This is a genomic window from Mixta tenebrionis (genome assembly GCF_006517625.1).
Lineage (GTDB): Bacteria > Pseudomonadota > Gammaproteobacteria > Enterobacterales > Enterobacteriaceae > Mixta > Mixta tenebrionis.
Window position 1 is genome coordinate 35,606 of the sequence record NZ_VHQI01000002.1, and the last position, 20,839, is coordinate 56,444.

The following is a 20,839-nucleotide window of genomic DNA, read 5'->3' on the forward strand; positions in this document are numbered from 1 at the left end:
GCGGCGTCAGCGCATCTTACTTATAGAGCTCGGCGGTAACGTGCCAGGTATCCTGATTACGCGCTTCGATAATGTGGTAAGCGCTGGCGCCCTGGCTTTCCGCTTTAGTACGTAACGCCTGATGGATATCCATCGGTGCGCCGGCAACGCCGCTCATGGTGACAATGCCTACCGGCTGCATATTTTTAGCCTGTTCAGCGCTAACCGATTCTGCTGCAAAGGCGCCGAATGACAACGCGGATAGCAGGCTTACTGCGGCGATGGTAGTGGTAATTTTCATGATCTTTTCCTCGTCTCTTCTTTTTCTCTTTTTTCATAGTGTGATTTGCATCATGAAAACAAGTATAGATCTAATAACGCGCGAAATTAATATCCCGCTAATAATGATTTGTTGGGTTGCAGGCACTTTCAGGTGATTTTTTATAACCTGAAGTTATTAAAATTGCGTATAATTTGTACTTTTGCGGTTAAATATTTATCAAAACAGCAACATAAGTAACTTTATCTATTCGTGCTTTGTCTGACGACAGATATAGCTGCTTGTTTACTATTTGATGGGGTGTTTAATGATACTATCGTATCAATACAGCATAAAATGCTAAAGATGACCTGCGTTGTAAAGGGGCGCGGCGTGTTTACGCTGACGCGGTCTGAAACAGAACATCGGTGCCGATGCAGAGAGCTAAAGGTGGCGTAGCGCGGGGCACGCATAGCTAAGCGTACAAAGCGGGCAGCGGGGATCGTTAGCCTGCGTTGCTAACGCCCCCTGGCTTACAGCTCCTGCTCAAACAGCGTCAGAATCGCTTCATAAAGCTGCTTAACGGTGAAAGTGCGGGCTGGGGTAATAAAGATGGTATCGTCACCGGCGATGGTGCCGAGGATGCCTTCCGCCTTGCCCAAAGAATCCAGCAGGCGGGCAATCAACTGGGCGGCGCCGGGGCTGGTATGAATTACTACCAGCGCTTCGTTGTAATCGATATCCAGCACCAGATTTTTTAGCGGAGAGGTGGTAGTGGGTACGCCCAGTTCTGCGGGCAGGCAGTAAACCATTTCCATCTTGGCGTTGCGGGTTCGCACCGCGCCAAATTTGGTTAGCATACGGGAGACTTTCGACTGATTAATGTTGTCAAAGCCCTCTTCCTGCAGCGCGGCGACAATTTCGCCCTGCGAGCTGAATTTTTCCTCTTTCAGCAAAGCTTTGAAGGCTTTAATCAGATCTTCTTGTTTCGATGGAGTACGCATAGGCTACCGATAATATAAAAATGCAGTGAAGCCCGGCCAGCAGGCGATACATTATTATGCAATTAGATGAATTTTTATGCAAACAAACCGCAGCGAATAATCCTGTTAAGGCGCGGAGGGCGCGCATTTTAGCAGAGTTTTACGCAAGATAAAATTTGCGTCGATCGCATAGCTATGGCGGAAAAGGTGACAAAGTTGTTATAAAATTGATGTTGTTATGATAAGCACTTACGGCTAAGGTATTATTGTTTATTATTTCAGCATCCGTTTGCGGTCATTATCTGGCCTGACTATCACAGCGTTAGCTGGCCTGTATGTTACGGCGTTTTTCCTCCCGCTTTGCCGGCCGTTTGTGTCCTGAGCCGCAAAATGAGGATGAATTTCTCGCTATTGCTCCTCAGGCTATCCAGCATGGTTGCTCCGCTGGATTCCGGCATTTTTCTGCTCACGATAATAAGGAGTTTAGGATGAAAGTTGCGGTTCTCGGTGCGGCCGGCGGTATCGGTCAGGCACTTGCACTTCTGCTTAAAACCCAGTTACCTGCGGGTTCAGAACTTTCCCTGTACGATATAGCGCCCGTTACGCCAGGCGTGGCCGTTGATTTAAGCCACATCCCAACGCCGGTAAAAATCCAGGGCTTCAGCGGTGAAGATGCCACGCCTGCGTTACAGGACGCTGACGTGGTGCTGATCTCGGCGGGCGTGGCGCGCAAGCCGGGGATGGATCGTTCCGATCTGTTTAACGTAAATGCCGGTATCGTTCGTAATTTGATACAGCAGGTAGCGCAAACCTGCCCGCAGGCGTTGACCGGGATCATTACCAATCCGGTTAATACCACGGTTGCGATTGCCGCAGAAGTACTGAAAAAAGCGGGCGTTTACGATAAGAATCGCCTGTTCGGCGTGACTACGCTGGATGTTATCCGCGCCAATACCTTCGTTGCCGAGCTGAAAGGCAAACAGCCCGGCGAAGTGGAGGTGCCTGTAGTAGGCGGCCACTCCGGCGTTACTATTCTGCCGCTGCTTTCGCAGGTTGCCGGCGTCTCATTTAGCGAACAGGAAGTTATCGACTTAACCAGGCGTATTCAGAACGCCGGTACGGAAGTGGTGGAAGCTAAAGCGGGCGGTGGATCGGCCACCTTGTCGATGGGCCAGGCGGCGGCGCGTTTCGGTCTGTCGCTGGTGCGCGCTTTGCAGGGCGAAAGCAATGTCGTTGAGTACGCCTATGTGGAAGGCGATGGTGAATATGCGCGTTTCTTCTCGCAGCCGCTGCTGTTAGGAAAAGAGGGGATAGTTGAACGTCGTCCGCTCGGCAAGCTAAGCGCGTATGAGCAAAGCGCGCTGGAAGAAATGTTAGATACGCTGCAGAAAGATATACAGCAGGGCGAAGCGTTCGTTAAATAACCCTCTGCGCGGCCGGAATTGCCGTTCCGGCCTTGTTACCCCGCCATCTCCCGCCGCTTCATTGCTAAACCTCTGGCTAAATCTGCTAAACTTCCCGCGTTTTAACCGGCAACAAACGAGGACGCTGTGAAAAAAATCGAGAGAAAGCAGACCAGGGACCACATTACTCAAATGATTCGCTATGAAATTCTTTCCGGTAATATCAGGGCCGGAGAAGAGCTGGCGCAGGAGAGTATCGCGGAACAGCTGGGACTGTCGCGCATGCCGGTGCGCGAGGCTTTACAGTCGCTTGAACAGGAAGGATTCCTGATTCGACTGCCGAACCGTCATATGCAGGTGTCCCGGCTTGAGCCTGATGATGTCAGCCATATTTTCCGTATTATCGCCGTGATGGCGGCGGAGCTATTTGCATTAGTTCCGGCGGCGGCCGGCGAGTCGCTGCGTCTGTGCGCCAGAGATTTGGCCCATCAGGGGGAAAAAACGCGCGAGCTTGATTTTCATCTGACGCTGATGTCGTATATAGATAACCGTTACTTACGTAAGGCTTATCAACAGTTCCTGGATGGCTATATTTCTTACGTCATTTTATATTTGAAAGAAGACAATCAGGTATCGGCGCAGATGCTGGGCGAGCTTGCCGCAGCCATTGGCGCTAACGATCGTGATGGCATTGCCCACTCTACGCAGCATTATTTTCTCTCATTAGCAGAAATGATGCGTCAACATATGAAGGCCTGGGAAAGTGCAGAAGTTTAAGTTGGGAAAGATTAAGCTGCTGCCGGCGAAAGAGCTGGTGGCGGCGGTATTGCGCAAGGCTATCCTGTCGCGGCAGCTGCTGGAAGGTCAGGAGATTACTCTGGAGGGTATCGCCAGTATGGTGGGCGTTTCCAGTATGCCGGTGCGTGAAGCGTTTCAGATCCTCGCAGCAGACGGGCTGATTAAGGTACGCCCGAATAAAGGCGCCGTGGTGCTGGGGATCAATGAGCAGACTATCCGCGAACATTATGAGATCCGTGCGCTGCTGGAGAGCGAGGCGGTTGCGAAAGCGTCGCGTCCCGGCACCGATATTTCACGCATTGCGGAAATTCACTACGCGGCGGAAAAGGCGCTGGCGGCTAATAACTCCGCTGAATATTCCGATCTGAACCAGGCGTTCCATATGGAAATCTGGAATACGGCAGGCAATGAAAAAATGAAAATGCTGCTTTCCAATATGTGGAACGGCCTCTCTATGGGCCAGAACGTAACGGAAGAGGAGTATGCCTCACTGTCAATTCATGAACACCGCAGCATCTTACAGGCGCTGGAACAGCATAATGAAGAGCTGGCGCGCCAGCGCATGCGCGCCCATATTATCCGCTCCATGGAAAATATGCTGACCCGTTATATCGACGATCCTGCCGCCTGAATAACCTTTCCGTCGGCGTCCACGCTTATCGCAGAACTTCGCCGCCTGAATAAACCTCTCGTCGGCGCCACGCCTTAGCGCATAACTCTGCTGCCCTGGATAACCTTTCCGTCGGCGCCCACGCCTTAGCGCATAACTCTGCCGCCCTGGATAACCTTTCCGTCGGCGCCACGCCTTAGCGCATAACTCTGCCGCCTGAATAAACCTCCCGTCGGCGCCCACGCTTCAGGCGCATGACGCTGCCGACAGAGTTTTTTTCGATCCCGCTCTCACTCTTCCCGATCCTGTTCGCAGGCCGATCTTGATACAGATCCCAAACCCCGCCTGTTTCCTGGAAAACCATTGACTTACTTTTTGTATGGGAATAGCTTTGGCTACAGAATATTGGATACAATATCATATATAAAGGATGTGCAGCATGGAACCTATTACAATTACTCTTGCTCTGCTGCTTTTCGCCATCGTGATGTTCGTCTGGGAGAAGGTGCCGTTAGCGGTAACGTCAATGATGATCTGTGTTGCGCTGGTGCTTACCGGGGTACTGAATATGAAGCAGGCTTTTTCCGGCTTCATTGATACCAATGTGATTCTGTTTGTTGCGATGTTTATCGTCGGCGGTGCGCTGTTTGAAACCGGCATGGCGAATAAAGTAGGCGGGGTAATTACCCGCTTTGCCAAAACGGAAAAACAGCTAATTTTCACCATCATGCTGGTCACCGGCCTGATGTCCGGCGTGCTGTCGAATACCGGCACCGCCGCCGTGTTAATTCCGGTTGTTATTGGCGTGGCGGCAAAATCGGGCTTTGCGCGCTCTCGTCTGTTGATGCCGCTGGTTTTCGCCGCCGCGCTGGGCGGCAATCTGTCGATGATTGGTGCGCCTGGCAACCTGATTGCGCAGTCTGCTTTACAAAATATCGGTGGCGGCTTTGGCTTTTTTGAGTATGCGAAAATCGGTATGCCGATGCTGATTTGCGGCATCCTCTACTTTCTGACGCTGGGTTACAAATTCCTGCCTAATAATCCCAACGGCGGCGCGGCGGGTGGCGTGGGCGAACAGCGCGATTACAGCCATGTTCCCCGCTGGAAACAGCTGTTGTCGCTGGTAGTGCTGATTGCCACCATTCTCGGCATGATTTTCGAACAGCAGATCGGGATCAGCCTTGCCATTATCGGCTGTATTGGCGCGCTGGTGCTGGTAGTTACAGGCGTGCTGAATGAGAAGCAGGCGTATAACGCTATCGATTCACAAACCATTTTTATCTTTGGCGGCACGCTGGCGCTGGCGCAGGCGCTGGAAATTACCGGGGCCGGAAAACTGGTAGCGGATTACGTTATCGGCATGCTGGGACAGAACTCTTCGCCCTTTACGCTGCTGGTGGTGATATTCGTGCTCTCGGTCATTATGACCAACTTCATGTCCAATACGGCGACCACGGCGTTGCTGGTGCCGGTGAGTCTCTCTATTGCCGCCGGTATGGGCGCCGATCCGCGCGCGGTATTGATGGCGACGGTTATCGGCGGCTCCTGCGCCTATGCAACGCCCATCGGTATGCCTGCCAATATGATGGTGCTGTCGGCGGGCGGCTATAAGTTTGTCGATTACGCCAAAGCGGGCCTGCCCCTTATCCTGGTTTCCACCATTGTCAGCCTGATCCTGCTGCCAATCCTTTTCCCTTTTCACCCGTAATTAACAGAAGTATTTCTGATTAAGAAGGAGCATTTAATGAGCAAAAGCGCACAGATATCTCATATGACCGACATTATGGCGCGGTTTGTGGGATATACCGGCAAAGTTCTGCCTGATGATGTCACCGCTAAGCTGGAGGAGCTACAGACCAAAGAGACCAGTCAGCTGGCGAACGTCATTTTTACCACCATGTTTGACAACCAGCGTCTGGCGAAAGAGCTGGATCGTCCTTCCTGCCAGGATACCGGCGTAATTCAGTTTCTGGTGGAGTGCGGCGCGCATTTTCCGCTGATTGGCGAACTGGAGACGCTGCTGCGTGAGGCGGTAATTAAGGCGACTGTGGATTCCCCGCTGCGCCACAATAGCGTGGAAACCTTCGACGAATACAACACCGGAAAAAACGTAGGTAAAGGTACGCCGACGGTATTTTGGGAAATCGTTCCCGATTCAGACCAGTGCGCTATTTATACCTATATGGCCGGCGGCGGCTGTTCACTGCCCGGCAAGGCGATGGTGCTGATGCCGGGCGCCGGTTATGAAGGCGTAACGCGCTTCGTGCTGGACGTTATGACCAGCTACGGCCTTAACGCCTGTCCGCCGCTGCTGGTTGGCGTGGGCGTGGCTACCTCGGTGGAGACGGCAGCGCTGCTGTCGAAAAAGGCGCTGATGCGTCCGGTAGGCAGCCATAACGCTAATCAACGCGCCGCCGCGTTGGAAAAGATGCTTGAAGAAGGTATTAACAAAATTGGTCTGGGGCCGCAGGGCATGTCGGGCAATACTTCGGTAATGGGCGTCAATATTGAAAATACCGCCCGTCATCCTTCCACTATCGGCGTAGCGGTAAATGTCGGCTGCTGGTCGCATCGTAAAGGGCACATCGTTTTTGATAAAGATCTTAACTACACCATTTTGTCTCATACAGGAGTTGCTTTCTGATGACGAAGAAAATACTCACTACGCCGATTAAAGATGAAGACTTAGCCGATATTAAGGCGGGCGATATTATTTACCTGAATGGGCATATTGTTACCTGCCGCGACGTTGCGCATCGCCGTTTAATTGAGGGCGGCCGTCAGCTGCCAGTGAATATTGACGGCGGCGCTATTTTACATGCCGGACCAATCGTGCGCCCGATCGCCGGCAGCGATGATAAATTCGAAATGGTTTCCGTGGGGCCGACCACCAGTATGCGCATGGAAAAGTTTGAAAAAGAATTTATTGCCCAAACCGGCGTGAAGCTTATTGTCGGTAAAGGCGGAATGGGCAAGGGAACGGAAGAGGGCTGCGCGCAGCATAAGGCGCTGCACTGCGTATTCCCTGCCGGTTGCGCGGTGGTCGCCGCCGTCTGCGTTGAAGAAATTGAAGATGCGCAGTGGCGTGATTTAGGCATGCCGGAAACGCTGTGGGTTTGTCGGGTGAAAGAGTTCGGACCGTTAATCGTTTCGATCGATACGCATGGCAATAATCTGTTTGAGCAGAACAAGGTTATTTTCAATCAGCGTAAAGAGATCGTTGCCGATGAAATATGCCAGAACGTGAGTTTCATCAAATAAATACAGAATAAATTAACCGGTACGATAATGGGCGGCAAGTTTATTAACCCGGCAGGAAATAGTTCCGCTATGCCAGGAGAAATATTATTTGCTTGCAGCGCCAGACATTATCGTGCCGCATTGCTGAAGGCTATTTTATGACTGATACAGCGCTATTAAGCGAAGGGATTATCCTGATGTTGCTCGGCATGGGCTTTGTGATGCTGTTTCTGCTGCTGCTGATTCTTGCTATCCGGGCGATGTCCGTTATGGTTAACCGTTTTTTCCCGGAGGCCGCCGCCACGCCGCTATCGACGACGCCGTCCGCCGCGCCATCCGCCGATTTTACCCGTCTGAAGCCAGCTATTGCCGCCGCTATCCATCATCACCGTCGCCTTAACCCCTGATTCATGGAGGAATATATGTCCGTTGCCATTACCGATGTCGTGTTGCGCGATGCTCATCAGTCGCTGTTTGCAACCCGTCTGCGCCTTGACGATATGCTGCCCATTGCCGCTGAGCTGGATGAGATGGGCTACTGGTCTGTTGAATGCTGGGGCGGCGCCACCTTTGATGCCTGCATTCGCTTTCTTGGCGAGGATCCCTGGGTGCGCCTGCGCGAGCTGAAAAAAGCGCTGCCGAAAACCCCGCTGCAGATGCTGCTGCGCGGGCAGAACCTGCTGGGCTACCGACACTACGCTGACGACGTGGTGGAACGCTTTATTGAGCGCGCGGTGAAAAACGGCATGGATGTTTTTCGCGTTTTCGACGCCATGAACGACCCGCGCAATATGAAGACGGCGCTGCAGGCGGTGCGCCAGCACGGGGCGCACGCGCAGGGAACCCTCTCCTATACCACCAGCCCGGTACATACGCTGCAAACCTGGCTCGATCTTACCGAACAGCTGCTGGAAATCGGCGTTGATTCAGTAGCGATCAAAGATATGTCCGGCATTCTGACGCCGGGCGCGGCATATGAACTGGTCAGCGAAATTAAACAACGCTACAAGGTGCGCCTGCACCTGCACTGTCACGCTACTACCGGCATGGCGGAAATGGCGCTGTTGAAAGCCATCGAAGCTGGCGTGGACGGCATCGATACCGCCATCTCCTCCATGAGCGCCACCTACGGACATCCGGCCACCGAGGCGCTGGTTGCGACGCTGGCCGGCACAAAATATGACACCGGGCTGGAGATCCGTCGGCTGGAAGGCATTGCGGCTTATTTTCGCGAGGTGCGTAAGAAATATCACGCTTTTGAAGGCCAGCTGAAAGGCACCGACAGCCGTATTCTTGTGGCGCAGGTGCCGGGAGGAATGCTCACCAATCTGGAAAGCCAGCTTAAGCAGCAGAACGCGAGCGATAAACTGGATGCGGTGCTGGCGGAAATTCCCCGCGTGCGCGAAGACCTCGGCTTTATTCCGTTGGTTACGCCCACCTCACAAATTGTCGGCACCCAGGCGGTGTTAAACGTACTGACCGGCGAGCGCTATAAAAGCATCGCGAAAGAAACCGCCGGTATCCTGAAGGGCGAGTATGGCCGCACCCCGGCGCCGGTTAACGCTGCGCTGCAGGCGAGGGTGCTGGCAGGCGGCCAGCCGATTACCTGCCGTCCGGCGGATTTGCTGCAGCCGGAGCTGGCGACGCTGGAGGCGGATATCAGGCAACAGGCGCAGGAAAAAAGCATCGTGCTGGCGGAGAACGCTATTGAGGATGTGCTGACCGTGGCGCTGTTCCCACAGCCCGGTCTGAAATTCCTGGAGAACCGTAATAATCCGGCGGCCTTCGAACCGGCGCCGCAGACGCAAAGCGCCAGCCCGGTTGCGCCGGCGTCAACGCAAAAGCCATCCTGCGGCGTTTATACCGTGGAGCTGGAAGGCAAAGCTTTTGTGGTGAAAGTCAGCGAAGGCGGCGATGTTAGCCAGATCGGCAATGCGGCGCCGATGCCGTCGGCCCCTGCAGCTGTCGGTAATGGCGTGCCGGTCAACTCGCCGCTGGCCGGCACCATCTGGAAGCTGGTGGCCACGGAGGGTCAGACGGTGGCGGAAGGCGACGTGCTGCTGATTCTGGAGGCGATGAAGATGGAAACCGAAATTCGCGCCGCCCAGGCGGGCACCGTACGCGACATCAGGGTGAAAGCCGGTGATGCCGTGGCGGTGGGCGATATTCTGATGCAGCTGGCGTAACGGAGGCGCGGTATGGAAAGTCTGAATGCTCTGTTACAGGGTATGGGGTTTATGCACCTCGGCGCAGGGCAGGCGGTGATGCTGCTGGTGAGCCTGCTGCTACTGTGGCTGGCGATAGCGAAGAAATTTGAGCCGCTGCTGCTGCTGCCGATCGGGTTCGGCGGGCTGCTATCAAATATTCCTGAAGCCGGCATGGCGCTGACCGCGCTGGAGAATCTGCTGGCGCATCAGGATGCCGAACAGCTGGCGGCGATCGCGGCGAAGCTCAACTGCGTGCCGGATGTGACGGCGATCAAAGAGGCGCTGGCGCTGGCCTTGCCATCGCTGCAGGATCAGCTGGAAGTCCTGGCGACGGATATGGGCTATTCCGCTGGGGTGCTGGCGCTGTTTTATAAAGTTGCGATTGGCTCCGGCGTTGCGCCGCTGGTGATTTTTATGGGCGTCGGGGCCATGACCGATTTCGGCCCGCTGTTAGCCAGCCCGCGTACCCTGCTGCTGGGCGCGGCAGCGCAGTTCGGTATTTTTGCTACCGTACTGGGCGCGCTGGCGTTGAACATGCTGGGGATCATTCACTTCACCATGCCGCAGGCGGCGGCGATCGGCATTATCGGCGGCGCGGACGGCCCAACGGCTATCTACCTTGCCAGCAAGCTGGCGCCGGAACTGCTGGGGGCGATTGCGGTGGCGGCATACTCCTACATGGCGCTGGTGCCGCTAATCCAGCCGCCGATTATGAAGCTGCTGACCAGCGAAAAGGAGCGCAAAATTCGTATGGTGCAGCTGCGCACGGTAAGCCGCCGCGAGAAGATGTTGTTTCCGGTTGTACTGTTGCTGCTGGTGGCGCTGTTGCTGCCCGATGCCGCGCCGCTGCTGGGAATGTTCTGCTTCGGCAATCTGATGCGCGAAAGCGGCGTGGTGGAGCGTCTGAGCGATACGGTGCAGAACGGGCTGATTAATATCGTTACTATTTTCCTCGGCTTGTCAGTGGGGGCGAAGCTGGTGGCGGATAAGTTTCTGCAGCCGCAGACGCTGGGTATTTTGCTGCTGGGAGTCATTGCCTTTGGTATCGGCACCGCCGCCGGCGTGCTGATGGCGAAACTAATGAATCTGTTCAGTAAAAACAAAATCAACCCGCTGATTGGCTCGGCCGGCGTGTCGGCGGTACCGATGGCGGCCCGCGTATCAAATAAGGTTGGTCTGGAAGCGGATGCGCAGAACTTCTTGCTGATGCATGCCATGGGGCCAAACGTCGCGGGCGTGATCGGTTCTGCAATTGCGGCGGGCGTGATGCTTAAGTATGTGATGGCGATGTGATAAGGCGTCAGGAAAGGGCGACGGCCTTTTCCTGGACGAAAAGGAATGAGCAATGAATGTACAAGCGGCACCTGATTTAGTTATGCATGCCTTCGAAAAAGAAAGAGTTATTAACGATGTGCTGGCGTCGCAGGCAGATTTTTCCCGCCTGCAACCGACGCTGAAGCTGTTGAAACACCCTGCGCTTCCACCTGACTGGCATCGTTTGCTGAATGATTGCTATCAATGCGGCGAACAGCATGCGCAGCAGGCTATCGCGCTGACGATCTTGCCTGACGAACTGTTACAGTCATCAACGCTGTGGCTGCAGGGCTTCGGCCTGCTGTGCGCCGCTGCGGGACGGATGGCCGCGACAGGTCAGTCGCTCACCAGTAATCGCTTATGCGATCTGGCAGGCCAGCTTTGCGCTGACCTGCCGGCGATCGACAGCGAAGTGCGCGGCGGCTTTTATACGCTACGCAGCGTGGCGTTGCCGGCCTGGCGCCGCCTGCAGCGCGATCGCCACTCATACGAAGTCTGCCTGCAGCAAACGCTGCTTCATCTGCTGGCGTGGAAAAGCGAGGTTCCCGGCGTGCGTCAGCAGGCTCAGCGTCTGCTCTGGATGGGCGGCGTGCTGGGTGAGAAGGGCGTTGCGGCGTTGCTGACGTTAGATAACGAGCTGAGCGCCCGACAGTTTAGCTGGTCAACGCTGTGGGCGCTGTTAGCCATCACCGGATTTCTTGCCCGCTATCCAGCAGGGCCGATATTTGTTGATTAACTGAGGCGTTGCCGAGGGCGGTATGGCTGAATGACGCCTCGCTGATAATCTGGTGGAACCAGCATACGGTGAAATCCTATATCTGCCGCACTGGAAACAGTGCGGCAGAGCGACATCAGGTTATAAAGCTTATGCCGCAAGAGCGAATCGCACGCCGGAAAAGGCATCGGCATGGTGAGAGAGGCGCGCCGACTAATAGCAAGAGCAGCTTTAACCACCGGAAGAAGCGCTGAAGCAGGAAAAAGCGGGCAGGCTGAATTACTTTTTGCTCCGGCGATAAAAAACGGCCTGGTCAGCTTTCCTGCGGGGCGGCAAATGGCTGACCCGATCAGAACTCATGGTTTTCTTTAATATTCCATCCTGACTGTGTCTCTGCTCCTTTTCCTCCACTGGCCGTCTGCTCCCAGTACTGGTTTTTGACCCTTGCTGCCTGGAACTGGTAGCTGATGCCTGTGAGATCCCGGTGCGTGGCGCCACTGAACAGGACGTTAGTGATCAGCACATCTTCAAGAGTGATACGACAGTACTCGATCTGGCTGCCGCCGGCTTTACAGACAGAAACCTCCAGTTTACTGATATGCTTACCGTTTGAGACGTAGCGCATGATGGCGGGCGTGGCCTTATCGATGCCCGCCTGTACCGACAGATCGCGATACTGAACCCTGCCCGCGCCGCCACCGCCGCCAACCCCCATGTTTCCCGGCTGTGCCGCGCCCCAGGTAAATGAGTCGACGTTGATCCAGCCTTTGTGGTTTGCATCCTGCGACTCGCCGGTTATCCCCTCAATGCGTAAAAAAATATCAGTGCTCATGGCGTGTTCCTTTGCGTCTTCCGTGTTATCTGTTTAAATTCCACTAATTTCCCGTGCTCCCACCGAGGTAACGTTATGGATAACTACTGGGATAAGGACAGATTTTCCCGTTATTTTCTTACGCTGGCAAATCTGGAAGCGCAGCAGCTGTACAGTAAGGCGACGGAAGCAGCTTTTATCCATCTGAAGGATGGATTCACACAGATGGCTTTTCAGGATGAGGTGAAGCGTTTTATTGACGCGCAGCTGGATGCCATCCGCTCTGCCAGTTCGGAAATCGAGTGTCAGCAATGCCTGAGAAATCTGCAGGACGAGCATAAATATTTGTCCTTACAGGATCAAATGCTGCGCTCAGGCGAGGCCGCCCTGCATGCCTCAGTACAGTTTATTAAGAATGACAAAGTCTGGCACTGGGTTATTAATGGCGTGGGGGTTGTGCTGGGCGGGATGCAGGTTGTCGCTGGGCTGGGAGTGGCTGCGGTATCATTTGCGACAGGTAATGTAATAGGTACAGGATTCGGAGCAATGCTTATTTTACATGGGGCTAATGGCGTTGTAGAAAGTAGTCTTAATCTTTTTACCGGTAAAAACGATGCTCAGGGTTTTTTAAGAAAATTCTACATTGGAGGCGCAGAATTTTTCGGTTTTGACCAGAGATTGGCAGAGCTGGCTTATACATCTATGGACTTACTTTTATCTGTATACGGTATGGCGAGATTGATTATAAAACCCCAGCAATATCGTCTTTTTCACTATCTGAGTACAGACTATGTCAGAGGGATAAAAGATATGAGCCGTCTGGATTTAGGAATTGAAGCATACAATGATACGTTATCGATAAAGACCCTTTACGATGATATAAACAGTGGCTAATTTTTCAACTTGTATCTGAATGCCTTAAAACCAAGCTTCATCGGTGTCATGAAATATATAATTGGCCCAATGATTATCCATGTAAGAGAATAGGCGAATAAATAATTAATGTCTCCGGAATAAACCTGATGTATAGTCGCGCAAACAAGTATAAAACTAATTATTATTGAAAAAATAAAACGACGTCTTAATTCATTAAGCAATGTTGGATAAGTTGCGCCATCCTGCCCCAGATACTGCCGCATTGCGGCTATATCTTTTCCGGTAAATCCGTTTCTGGCGAGATCTTTCTCTATCTTAGCGCTGTTCATTTTTCCTCTTCTCCGGCCTGACAAGTACGAGCCTACTTTAGTTTCTCCGAAATAGACTGGCAATGTCCTGCCGGTAAACAACCAGGCTTTGGCTGCGGAACAAAGGCTCTCTTACCAGGCTATTACCGGATTTGCTGGCGGCTATCCTGCAGGAACGATAGGTGTTGTTCCAAGGCGCTCCCGGCGGCGCGCGGGTTTAGTTAGCCGCCGGGTATTCCAGAATAGTAACCGGCAGCGTTAGCCGTTTATCGTTACGGATTACCTGTACATCAATCACTGAGCCTGGACGGATTTCCGCTACCTGATCCATAGTTTCCTGTGCGGAAACCGCCGGTTTGCCATTCACGCTGACAATCAAATCATTGGCCTGAATGCCCGCTTTTGCCGCCGGACCGTCCGGCGCGACATTGTTGACAACAATCCCCTGAATGCGATCGATGCCTGCGTTCTGACCGTGCAGCGGCGGCACCTCGCGCCCGGTAATGCCGATATAGCCGCGGATAACCCGCCCATCGCGGATCAGCTTATCCATAATCCTGGTCGCCAGCGCGGTAGGGATAGCAAAGCCGATACCTTCCGGCGTTTCGCCGTCGTTGCTTTTATCAAAGGAAAGGGTGTTGATGCCCATCAGCTCGCCCAGCGAATTAATCAGCGCGCCGCCGGAGTTGCCGCGGTTAATCGAGGCGTCGGTCTGTAAAAAGTTCTGACGTCCGGAGGGGCTTAAGCCGATGCGGCCGGTAGCGCTGATAATCCCCTGGGTTACGGTTTGTCCCAGGTTATAAGGGTTGCCGATAGCCATCACGATATCGCCGACGTGGGCCACGCGCTTAGGGTTAATCGGTATAACCGGCAGATTGGCCGCGGTGATCTTCAGCACTGCCAAATCGGTCAGGCTGTCAGAGCCTACCAGCATCGCTTCAAAAAAACGTCCATCCTGTAACGCAACGATAATCTGGTCGGCGCCATTGATAACGTGGCGGTTGGTCAGGATGTAACCTTTGTTATTCATGATCACGCCGGAGCCGAGCGTGGTAATGCCTCGCCCGTTGCTGCTGGACGCGCTGCGATTGTAGACGTTGACCACGGCCGGAACGGCGCGGCGCACGCCCTGATTGAAGCTGAATGGCGTTTGAGCGGCGCTGTTTTCCGGTTCGGAAAGCAGACCGCTGCCGATACGCAATGCAGGCATCGCCGCCAGTAAAATACCTGCGACGATCAGCCCCAAAACTACCGAACGCAAGAGTTTAAGAAACATGGTGTTAAGTCACAGCAAAAAAGATCCGAGGCAGAATATCATGAGTTAAGCGGACACACACGAGGTTGTGTCCGCGTTGTGCAACAAGGCGTGATTTAACGCAGCAGTAGATAGATACGTTCACCGCCGCGTTCGACGTTAAGCGCCAGGAACGACGGTTTACTCTCCAGCGCTTTGCGCATCTCTGCCAGGTTCTGTACGCGCGTACGGTTGACGCCCATAATCACATCCTCTTTTTGCAGGCCGATCTGCTCGGCCGGCGTTCCTTTTTGCACCTCATCAACCCTGACGCCTTTGCTGCCGTCCGGCAGCTGTCCGTCGCTTAGCGAGGCGCCCTGCAGCGCGGGCGCCATGGCGACCAGCTCGGCGCTGCTCATCGTCCGGGCGCTGGCGTCCAGCTTCACCGTTACCGATAAGGGTTTCCCGTCGCGCAGCAGGCCGATTTTTACCTCTTTGCCCGGCTGCGTGGTGCCGATTTTTACCCGCAGTTCGGCAAAGCTGGCAATCGGCTTATCGTCTATCGCGGTAATGATATCGCCTGCTTTAATCCCGGCGGTAGCGGCGGCCGAGTGGGGCAACACCTCGGAAACAAAGGCGCCGCGCCGGGCGTCGACGTTAAAAGCGCGCGCCATTTCGGCGGTCATTTCCGTTCCTTTAATGCCGAGCTGTCCGCGGGTTATCTCGCCGCTTTCCATCAGCTGTTTAGCCAGTTCGATAGCCATATTGCCGGGAATAGCAAAACCGATGCCGATGTTGCCGCCGCTTGAGGCGAGGATTGCCGTATTAATGCCGATCAGTTCGCCGTTGAGGTTGACCAACGCGCCGCCGGAGTTGCCCCGGTTGATGGCGGCATCGGTTTGAATAAAGTTTTCCAGCCCTTCAAGATTCAGACCGCTGCGCCCCAGCGCGGAGATAATGCCGGACGTGGCGGTTTGCCCCAGCCCGAAAGGGTTGCCGATAGCGATAGCGAAATCGCCTACGCGCAGCCGATCGGAATCGGCCACCTTAATCTGCGTCAGGTTCTGCGCGTTCTGCAGCTGAATCAGCGCAATATCGGTTTGTTCATCGCGTCCGATAAGCCTTGCGTCATAGTCGCGACCGTCGCTGAGCTGCACGCTGATTTTGTCGGCGCCGTTCACCACGTGATTGTTGGTCAGTACGTAGCCTTTTTGCGCATCGATAATTACGCCGGAGCCCAGCCCCTCAAACGGCTGCGGCTGCTCATCCTCTTCTCCCTGGCCGAAAAAGCGTTTTAACGGTTCAGGCAGATCCTGCGCCTGTTCCTCTGTCGCGGTGCCTTCAACGTGTACGCTGACCACCGCCGGCAGCACCTTCTCCAGCATCGGGGCGAGGCTGGGAAGCGCCTGATCCTGCACCTGGGCCGGTAGCGACGCCATGGCTGACGGCGCCATGGTCAGAGGTATGCCAACGGCCAGGGCTACTGCGCTCAACAATAATGATTTTTTCTTCATCGTTACGACGCTCTCGCTGCTCAACTGAGGGAAAAGGAATGGATGATTTGCTACTGGTATGGCGACGTTAAAGAAAAAGGGCGCGGGTGCGCCCTGTTTATCAGCTACGCGGCGAACGTTCGCCGCGCAGAAGGCCGGATGCGCCTTCTGAGTAGTCGCGCGGCATTTGCACCGGCGCCTGATCGTTATCCGCTTCCGCTTCGGTAAGCTGATAAGCGAACGGGTTTTTCTCGCCGGGCAGATTCGGCAGTAAATCATTAGAGCCTTTCGCCATATGCTGATAAAGCTGGCGATAATCGCGCGCCATATTATCCAGCAGTTCGGCGCTTTGCGCGAAATGGTTGGTCAGCTCTTCGCGGTAATCCGCCAGCTCTGCCTTCGATTTTTCCAGCTCATACTGCATGCTGCGCTGTTCGCGCAGTTTTTTATTGCCAAAGCGCATGGCGACGGCGCCGATAATAATGCCAACGACTAACCCAATTAGCCCGTATTCCCAGGTCATAATGACTCCCGTATTGTCCTCGTTGTTCCGTAGGGCGTAACACACATAATAATAGCCACTATAACCGTTAATCTTGCGGAAGTGGAATCCTGCAGCAGCTTCGCTTAGTGTAGAACGGACTTTTTTTCAGCAAACAGGCAGCGACCTGTGTTTTTTAAGGAAGTAAGACGAAGCATGCAAACCCTCTCCCCTCTGGCGCGCTATGAACAGGCGCTCGCGCAAGGCGAGTATCAGCCTGATGCCGTGCAGCGCGCCGCTATCAGTCGGTTAGACGCCATCCAGCAGGCGCTGAGCGCCGCGTCTCCCTCAATCCAGCCGAACGGCGGCTGGCTCGGCAGGCTGCTTGGTAAGAAGAAACACGCCGCTACGCCGCCGCTACGCGGACTCTATATGTGGGGCGGCGTCGGGCGTGGAAAAACCTGGCTGATGGATCTGTTTTTTCAGTCTATTCCTGGCGAGCGTAAGCTGCGGCTGCATTTTCATCGGTTCATGCTGCGCGTGCATGAAGAGTTAACCGCGCTGCAGGGCGAGAGCGATCCGCTGGAAATCGTCGCGGACCGCTTTAAGGCGCAGGCGGACGTGCTCTGTTTCGATGAGTTTTTTGTTTCTGATATAACCGACGCGATGCTGCTGGGCACGCTGATGGAGGCGCTGTTCGCCCGCGGCATTACGCTGGTAGCGACCTCGAATATTCCGCCTGACGAGCTTTATCGCAACGGCCTGCAGCGCGCGCGCTTTTTACCCGCCATCGAACAGATTAAACAGCACTGCGAGATTATGAATGTCGACGCCGGCGTCGATTACCGGCTGCGCACCTTGACCTCGGCGCACCTCTGGATGCATCCGCTTAATGCAAAGACGCAGCAGGAGATGGCGCGCATGTTTATTGCGCTGGCGGGGCAGGAGGCGCAGGATAAGCCGGTGCTGGAAATCAATCATCGACAGCTGGCGACTCAGGGCGTTGAAAACGGCGTGCTGGCGATCGATTTCGCCACGCTGTGCGGCGAAGGGCGCAGCCAGCATGACTATATTGAGCTTTCGCGCCGCTTTCATAGCGTGCTGCTGCTGGATGTGCCGGTGATGCATGCCCGCAGCGAAGATCGCGCCCGTCGTTTCCTGGCGCTGGTGGACGAGTTTTACGAGCGGCACGTGAAGCTGGTGGTATCGGCAGAGGCGTCGCTGTTCGCTATCTATCAGGGCGAGCGATTGAAATTTGAATATCAGCGCTGTCTGTCGCGCCTGCAGGAGATGCAGAGCGAGGAGTATCTGCGGCTGAAACACCTCCGCTGAAGCGGGTGCGTTTTTTAATGAAAAGAGATCGATCTTTGGCAATGACTTCTCTATAATCTTGCGACCCCACGTTACGACAAGGTTTTTTTTCCCAGAAACTTTGTAGCACCGGCAAAACTGTCCGAGGGGGTGGGCTTGCTGGTCGATAAGGTCGTGTGAGCCTCAACCGTTTATTCAAGCGTTTGGGATTTCACCAACGTGTAACTTAATTTGGGTAAGCTTTTAGATGAAAACTTTTACAGCTAAGCCAGAAACCGTCCAGCGTGACTGGTATGTAGTTGATGCGACAGGTAAAACTTTAGGTCGTTTAGCGACTGAACTGGCGCGCCGCCTGCGTGGCAAGCATAAAGCGGAATATACGCCGCACGTCGATACCGGTGATTACATCATCGTTCTGAATGCAGAAAAAGTTGCTGTAACCGGCAACAAACGTAGCGACAAGATCTATTACCATCACACCGGTCATATCGGTGGTATCAAGCAAGCGACCTTCGAAGAGATGATTGCTCGCCGTCCTGAGCGTGTGATTGAAATCGCGGTTAAAGGCATGCTGCCAAAGGGCCCGCTGGGTCGTGCTATGTACCGTAAACTGAAAGTTTACGCGGGCAACGAGCACAACCATGCGGCACAGCAACCGCAAGTTCTTGACATTTAATCGGGATTACAGGCAATGGCTGAAACTCAAAACTACGGCACTGGTCGCCGCAAAAGCTCTTCCGCTCGCGTCTTCATTAAGCCGGGTAGCGGTAACATCGTTATCAATCAGCGTTCTCTGGAACAGTATTTCGGTCGCGAAACTGCCCGCATGGTAGTTCGTCAGCCGCTGGAACTGCTGGATCTGGTTGGTAAATTCGATCTGTACATCACCGTTAAAGGCGGTGGCATCTCTGGTCAGGCTGGTGCGATCCGTCACGGTATCACCCGCGCGCTGATGGAGTATGACGAGTCACTGCGTGGCGAACTGCGTAAAGCAGGCTTCGTTACTCGTGATGCTCGTGAGGTTGAACGTAAGAAAGTCGGTCTGCGTAAAGCACGCCGTCGTCCGCAGTTCTCCAAACGTTAATTGTTTCTGCTTCGGCAGCTGCAGTTACAGAAAACCCGGCGCCCTGCGTCGGGTTTTTTTATGCGCGCTATCCGCTATGGTTTCGGACTATTGCGCCTTTTTACCGGCAATTCTTTTCTTCCTTCCCCACAAACTGCCTAAAATCTGGTAAACTGACTGTCACTTTGCGCCCGTTAAACGGAGGGAATCCTGACAGGAAGGGGATTCACAGGATTCCGGCTGGCGGGCGATGTCGTTAAGCAGGTTAGTCGCCGCGCGGTTGGCTATTCGCACTGTATTCTGGATAAACTTGGAGGTTTTCATGGCTGTCGCTGCCAACAAACGTTCGGTAATGACGCTGTTTTCTGGTCCCACTGACATTTTCAGCCATCAGGTACGTATCGTACTGGCAGAAAAAGGTGTCAGCGTAGAGATCGAGCAGGTTGAAACGGATAATCTGCCGCAGGATCTGATTGACCTCAACCCGTACCGCACCGTTCCGACGCTGGTGGATCGTGAGCTGACGCTGTATGAATCACGCATCATTATGGAATATCTCGACGAGCGTTTTCCGCATCCGCCGTTGATGCCAGTTTATCCGGTTGCGCGCGGCGAAAGCCGTCTGATGATGCACCGCATCGAGCAGGACTGGTATAGCCTGATGCGCACTATCGAAACGGGTTCCGGCCAGCAGGTAGAGAATGCGCGTAAGCAGCTGCGTGAAGAGCTGCTGGCTATTGCGCCGCTCTTTACCCGTACGCCGTTTTTCCTCAGCGAAGAGTTTAGTCTGGTGGATTGCTATCTGGCTCCGCTGCTGTGGCGTTTGCCGCTGCTTGGCGTCGAGCTGAGCGGCAGCGGAACAAAAGAGCTGAAAGGCTATATGACGCGCGTTTTTGAGCGCGACTCTTTCCTTGCTTCGCTGACCGAAGCAGAACGCGAAATGCGCCTGCAAGCCCGAGGCTAACGGCTATGGAAATGTCTCAACTTACCGCACGCCGTCCCTACCTGCTGCGCGCCTTCTATGACTGGCTGCTGGATAACCAGCTTACGCCGCATCTGGTTGTAGACATTAACCTGCCTGGCGTAATGGTGCCGCTGGAATATGCCCGTGACGGACAGATTGTGTTAAATATCGCGCCGCGCGCGGTGGGCAATCTGGAGTTGGGCAATGACGAGGTGCGCTTCAACGCGCGCTTTGGCGGCGTTCCGCGCCAGGTTACGGTGCCGATCGCCGCCGTGCTGGCAATTTACGCGCGTGAAAATGGCGCGGGTACTATGTTTGAACCTGAACCGGCCTATGAGCTGCTGGCAGGCGAAGAACAGGCGTCGGGCGAAGAAACGGTGATGTCGGTGATTGATGGCGATCGCCCTGATAGCGCTGACGCGGAAGATGAAAATCCAGAGGACGATCCGCCGCCGCGCGGCGGGCGGCCTGCTTTACGGGTGGTAAAATAAAAACGGGCCTGCGGGCCCGTTTTTTATGCGACATTTTTCCTGCTGCCGGCGTCAGGCCTGCGCGCCGTTATTTACCTCGCCAGCGCATCAGGCGCGCTTACCGACGGCATATATCAATATTTGATTCAACTTTATTAGATATTCCACTAACTTAATTGGCATGCTATGGGCAGCGTTCACGATCGGAAAAGATAAATTTCTGCTATAAAAGCTAATTAATAATTCTGGGTATTTTTAATGTAATTTTCTTAGTTATTAAAATAATATCAATTTACCTGCGGCGTATTCTGGTGCGTCAT

23 protein-coding genes are annotated in these 20,839 nt (G+C 54.2%); 16 read left to right on the plus strand and 7 right to left on the minus strand.

Going from position 1 to position 20,839, the window contains the following annotated elements:
- Positions 1–16: 16 nt before the first annotated feature.
- Together yhcN and argR are read right to left on the minus strand one after the other, a co-directional pair.
- Positions 17–280, minus strand: a complete 264-nt coding sequence (gene yhcN / locus FKM52_RS03090; RefSeq protein WP_141174742.1) for a peroxide/acid stress response protein YhcN — start codon at positions 278–280, stop codon at positions 17–19.
- Positions 281–771: 491 nt separating this feature from the next.
- Positions 772–1,242 carry a transcriptional regulator ArgR gene (gene argR, locus FKM52_RS03095; RefSeq protein WP_141174743.1) on the minus strand — a complete coding sequence of 157 codons (471 nt, stop codon included), beginning with the start codon at positions 1,240–1,242 and terminating at the stop codon, positions 772–774.
- 467 nt (positions 1,243–1,709) lie between these two features.
- Between argR and mdh the strand changes: the two genes are divergently transcribed.
- The 10 genes from mdh (at position 1,710) to FKM52_RS03145 (ending at position 11,529) form a co-directional block, all read left to right on the plus strand.
- Positions 1,710–2,645 (plus strand): malate dehydrogenase, encoded by a 936-nt coding sequence (gene mdh, locus FKM52_RS03100; protein WP_141174744.1) that lies wholly within the window; start codon positions 1,710–1,712, stop codon positions 2,643–2,645.
- A 126-nt stretch (positions 2,646–2,771) separates the two neighbouring features.
- Entirely contained in the window at positions 2,772–3,401 is a 630-nt protein-coding gene (locus FKM52_RS03105; protein WP_141174745.1) for a GntR family transcriptional regulator, read from the plus strand.
- Complete coding sequence (locus FKM52_RS03110) at positions 3,388–4,053, plus strand: GntR family transcriptional regulator (protein WP_141174746.1); 666 nt, start codon at positions 3,388–3,390, stop codon at positions 4,051–4,053. Before FKM52_RS03105 ends, FKM52_RS03110 begins: the two co-directional genes overlap by 14 nt.
- A gap of 418 nt (positions 4,054–4,471) precedes the next feature.
- Entirely contained in the window at positions 4,472–5,740 is a 1,269-nt protein-coding gene (locus FKM52_RS03115) for an SLC13 family permease (RefSeq protein ID WP_141174747.1), read from the plus strand.
- A 36-nt stretch (positions 5,741–5,776) separates the two neighbouring features.
- Positions 5,777–6,676, plus strand: coding sequence for a L(+)-tartrate dehydratase subunit alpha (gene ttdA, locus FKM52_RS03120; protein ID WP_141174748.1), 900 nt, complete (start codon positions 5,777–5,779; stop codon positions 6,674–6,676).
- Positions 6,676–7,293 (plus strand): L(+)-tartrate dehydratase subunit beta, encoded by a 618-nt coding sequence (gene ttdB, locus FKM52_RS03125; RefSeq protein WP_141174749.1) that lies wholly within the window; start codon positions 6,676–6,678, stop codon positions 7,291–7,293. Before ttdA ends, ttdB begins: the two co-directional genes overlap by 1 nt.
- Positions 7,294–7,430: 137 nt before the next feature.
- Positions 7,431–7,679, plus strand: a complete 249-nt coding sequence (locus tag FKM52_RS03130; protein WP_141174750.1) for an oxaloacetate decarboxylase subunit gamma — start codon at positions 7,431–7,433, stop codon at positions 7,677–7,679.
- A gap of 15 nt (positions 7,680–7,694) precedes the next feature.
- Positions 7,695–9,458: a sodium-extruding oxaloacetate decarboxylase subunit alpha gene (oadA, locus tag FKM52_RS03135; protein ID WP_141174751.1), complete on the plus strand. Its 1,764-nt coding sequence runs from the start codon at positions 7,695–7,697 to the stop codon at positions 9,456–9,458.
- Between the two features lie 12 nt (positions 9,459–9,470).
- Positions 9,471–10,772, plus strand: coding sequence for an oxaloacetate decarboxylase subunit beta (locus FKM52_RS03140; protein ID WP_141174752.1), 1,302 nt, complete (start codon positions 9,471–9,473; stop codon positions 10,770–10,772).
- 52 nt (positions 10,773–10,824) lie between these two features.
- Positions 10,825–11,529 (plus strand): triphosphoribosyl-dephospho-CoA synthase, encoded by a 705-nt coding sequence (locus tag FKM52_RS03145; protein WP_141174753.1) that lies wholly within the window; start codon positions 10,825–10,827, stop codon positions 11,527–11,529.
- A gap of 328 nt (positions 11,530–11,857) precedes the next feature.
- On the opposite strand, the gene FKM52_RS03150 is transcribed toward FKM52_RS03145, so the two are convergent.
- Positions 11,858–12,340 (minus strand): Hcp family type VI secretion system effector, encoded by a 483-nt coding sequence (locus FKM52_RS03150; RefSeq protein WP_141174754.1) that lies wholly within the window; start codon positions 12,338–12,340, stop codon positions 11,858–11,860.
- Positions 12,341–12,415: 75 nt separating this feature from the next.
- On the opposite strand from FKM52_RS03150, the gene FKM52_RS03155 reads away from it, so the two are divergent.
- Positions 12,416–13,213, plus strand: a complete 798-nt coding sequence (locus FKM52_RS03155; protein WP_141174755.1) for a DUF4225 domain-containing protein — start codon at positions 12,416–12,418, stop codon at positions 13,211–13,213.
- On the opposite strand, the gene FKM52_RS03160 is transcribed toward FKM52_RS03155, so the two are convergent.
- The 4 genes from FKM52_RS03160 to zapG form a co-directional block, all read right to left on the minus strand.
- Entirely contained in the window at positions 13,210–13,524 is a 315-nt protein-coding gene (locus FKM52_RS03160) for a hypothetical protein (protein WP_141174756.1), read from the minus strand. The two genes, FKM52_RS03155 and FKM52_RS03160, sit on opposite strands and share 4 nt — an antisense overlap.
- A gap of 196 nt (positions 13,525–13,720) precedes the next feature.
- Positions 13,721–14,779 carry an outer membrane-stress sensor serine endopeptidase DegS gene (gene degS, locus FKM52_RS03165; protein WP_141174757.1) on the minus strand — a complete coding sequence of 353 codons (1,059 nt, stop codon included), beginning with the start codon at positions 14,777–14,779 and terminating at the stop codon, positions 13,721–13,723.
- A 95-nt stretch (positions 14,780–14,874) separates the two neighbouring features.
- On the minus strand, positions 14,875–16,251 hold the full coding sequence (gene degQ / locus FKM52_RS03170) for a serine endoprotease DegQ (RefSeq protein WP_141174758.1): 1,377 nt from the start codon (positions 16,249–16,251) through the stop codon (positions 14,875–14,877).
- A 100-nt stretch (positions 16,252–16,351) separates the two neighbouring features.
- Positions 16,352–16,753 carry a Z-ring associated protein ZapG gene (zapG, locus tag FKM52_RS03175; protein WP_141174759.1) on the minus strand — a complete coding sequence of 134 codons (402 nt, stop codon included), beginning with the start codon at positions 16,751–16,753 and terminating at the stop codon, positions 16,352–16,354.
- Between the two features lie 174 nt (positions 16,754–16,927).
- Between zapG and zapE the strand changes: the two genes are divergently transcribed.
- The 5 genes from zapE (at position 16,928) to sspB (ending at position 20,540) form a co-directional block, all read left to right on the plus strand.
- The gene (zapE, locus tag FKM52_RS03180; protein ID WP_141174760.1) at positions 16,928–18,043 is read left to right on the plus strand and encodes a cell division protein ZapE; all 1,116 of its coding nucleotides are present in this window, start codon (positions 16,928–16,930) and stop codon (positions 18,041–18,043) included.
- Positions 18,044–18,269: 226 nt separating this feature from the next.
- Positions 18,270–18,698: a 50S ribosomal protein L13 gene (gene rplM / locus FKM52_RS03185; protein ID WP_006121722.1), complete on the plus strand. Its 429-nt coding sequence runs from the start codon at positions 18,270–18,272 to the stop codon at positions 18,696–18,698.
- Between the two features lie 15 nt (positions 18,699–18,713).
- Positions 18,714–19,106 (plus strand): 30S ribosomal protein S9, encoded by a 393-nt coding sequence (gene rpsI / locus FKM52_RS03190; protein ID WP_038628814.1) that lies wholly within the window; start codon positions 18,714–18,716, stop codon positions 19,104–19,106.
- Between the two features lie 301 nt (positions 19,107–19,407).
- A complete protein-coding gene (sspA, locus tag FKM52_RS03195; RefSeq protein ID WP_141174761.1) occupies positions 19,408–20,049 on the plus strand; it encodes a stringent starvation protein SspA in 642 nt (213 codons plus the stop codon).
- A 5-nt stretch (positions 20,050–20,054) separates the two neighbouring features.
- A complete protein-coding gene (gene sspB / locus FKM52_RS03200; RefSeq protein ID WP_141174762.1) occupies positions 20,055–20,540 on the plus strand; it encodes a ClpXP protease specificity-enhancing factor in 486 nt (161 codons plus the stop codon).
- The last annotated feature ends 299 nt before the right edge of the window (positions 20,541–20,839 follow it).

What these genes read in the sequence shown, in the direction of transcription:
- mdh (WP_141174744.1), top strand. Translation starts at nt 1,710, where the DNA reads ATGAAAGTTGCGGTTCTCGGTGCGGCCGGCGGTATCGGTCAGGCACTT.
- oadA (WP_141174751.1), top strand. Translation starts at nt 7,695, where the DNA reads ATGTCCGTTGCCATTACCGATGTCGTGTTGCGCGATGCTCATCAGTCG.
- FKM52_RS03150 (WP_141174754.1), bottom strand. Translation starts at nt 12,340, where the DNA reads ATGAGCACTGATATTTTTTTACGCATTGAGGGGATAACCGGCGAGTCG.
- FKM52_RS03115 (WP_141174747.1), top strand. Translation starts at nt 4,472, where the DNA reads ATGGAACCTATTACAATTACTCTTGCTCTGCTGCTTTTCGCCATCGTG.
- zapE (WP_141174760.1), top strand. Translation starts at nt 16,928, where the DNA reads ATGCAAACCCTCTCCCCTCTGGCGCGCTATGAACAGGCGCTCGCGCAA.
- ttdA (WP_141174748.1), top strand. Translation starts at nt 5,777, where the DNA reads ATGAGCAAAAGCGCACAGATATCTCATATGACCGACATTATGGCGCGG.
- FKM52_RS03155 (WP_141174755.1), top strand. Translation starts at nt 12,416, where the DNA reads ATGGATAACTACTGGGATAAGGACAGATTTTCCCGTTATTTTCTTACG.
- argR (WP_141174743.1), bottom strand. Translation starts at nt 1,242, where the DNA reads ATGCGTACTCCATCGAAACAAGAAGATCTGATTAAAGCCTTCAAAGCT.
- rpsI (WP_038628814.1), top strand. Translation starts at nt 18,714, where the DNA reads ATGGCTGAAACTCAAAACTACGGCACTGGTCGCCGCAAAAGCTCTTCC.
- sspB (WP_141174762.1), top strand. Translation starts at nt 20,055, where the DNA reads ATGGAAATGTCTCAACTTACCGCACGCCGTCCCTACCTGCTGCGCGCC.
- sspA (WP_141174761.1), top strand. Translation starts at nt 19,408, where the DNA reads ATGGCTGTCGCTGCCAACAAACGTTCGGTAATGACGCTGTTTTCTGGT.
- FKM52_RS03160 (WP_141174756.1), bottom strand. Translation starts at nt 13,524, where the DNA reads ATGAACAGCGCTAAGATAGAGAAAGATCTCGCCAGAAACGGATTTACC.
- yhcN (WP_141174742.1), bottom strand. Translation starts at nt 280, where the DNA reads ATGAAAATTACCACTACCATCGCCGCAGTAAGCCTGCTATCCGCGTTG.
- zapG (WP_141174759.1), bottom strand. Translation starts at nt 16,753, where the DNA reads ATGACCTGGGAATACGGGCTAATTGGGTTAGTCGTTGGCATTATTATC.
- degS (WP_141174757.1), bottom strand. Translation starts at nt 14,779, where the DNA reads ATGTTTCTTAAACTCTTGCGTTCGGTAGTTTTGGGGCTGATCGTCGCA.
- rplM (WP_006121722.1), top strand. Translation starts at nt 18,270, where the DNA reads ATGAAAACTTTTACAGCTAAGCCAGAAACCGTCCAGCGTGACTGGTAT.
- FKM52_RS03130 (WP_141174750.1), top strand. Translation starts at nt 7,431, where the DNA reads ATGACTGATACAGCGCTATTAAGCGAAGGGATTATCCTGATGTTGCTC.
- FKM52_RS03140 (WP_141174752.1), top strand. Translation starts at nt 9,471, where the DNA reads ATGGAAAGTCTGAATGCTCTGTTACAGGGTATGGGGTTTATGCACCTC.
- ttdB (WP_141174749.1), top strand. Translation starts at nt 6,676, where the DNA reads ATGACGAAGAAAATACTCACTACGCCGATTAAAGATGAAGACTTAGCC.
- FKM52_RS03145 (WP_141174753.1), top strand. Translation starts at nt 10,825, where the DNA reads ATGAATGTACAAGCGGCACCTGATTTAGTTATGCATGCCTTCGAAAAA.
- degQ (WP_141174758.1), bottom strand. Translation starts at nt 16,251, where the DNA reads ATGAAGAAAAAATCATTATTGTTGAGCGCAGTAGCCCTGGCCGTTGGC.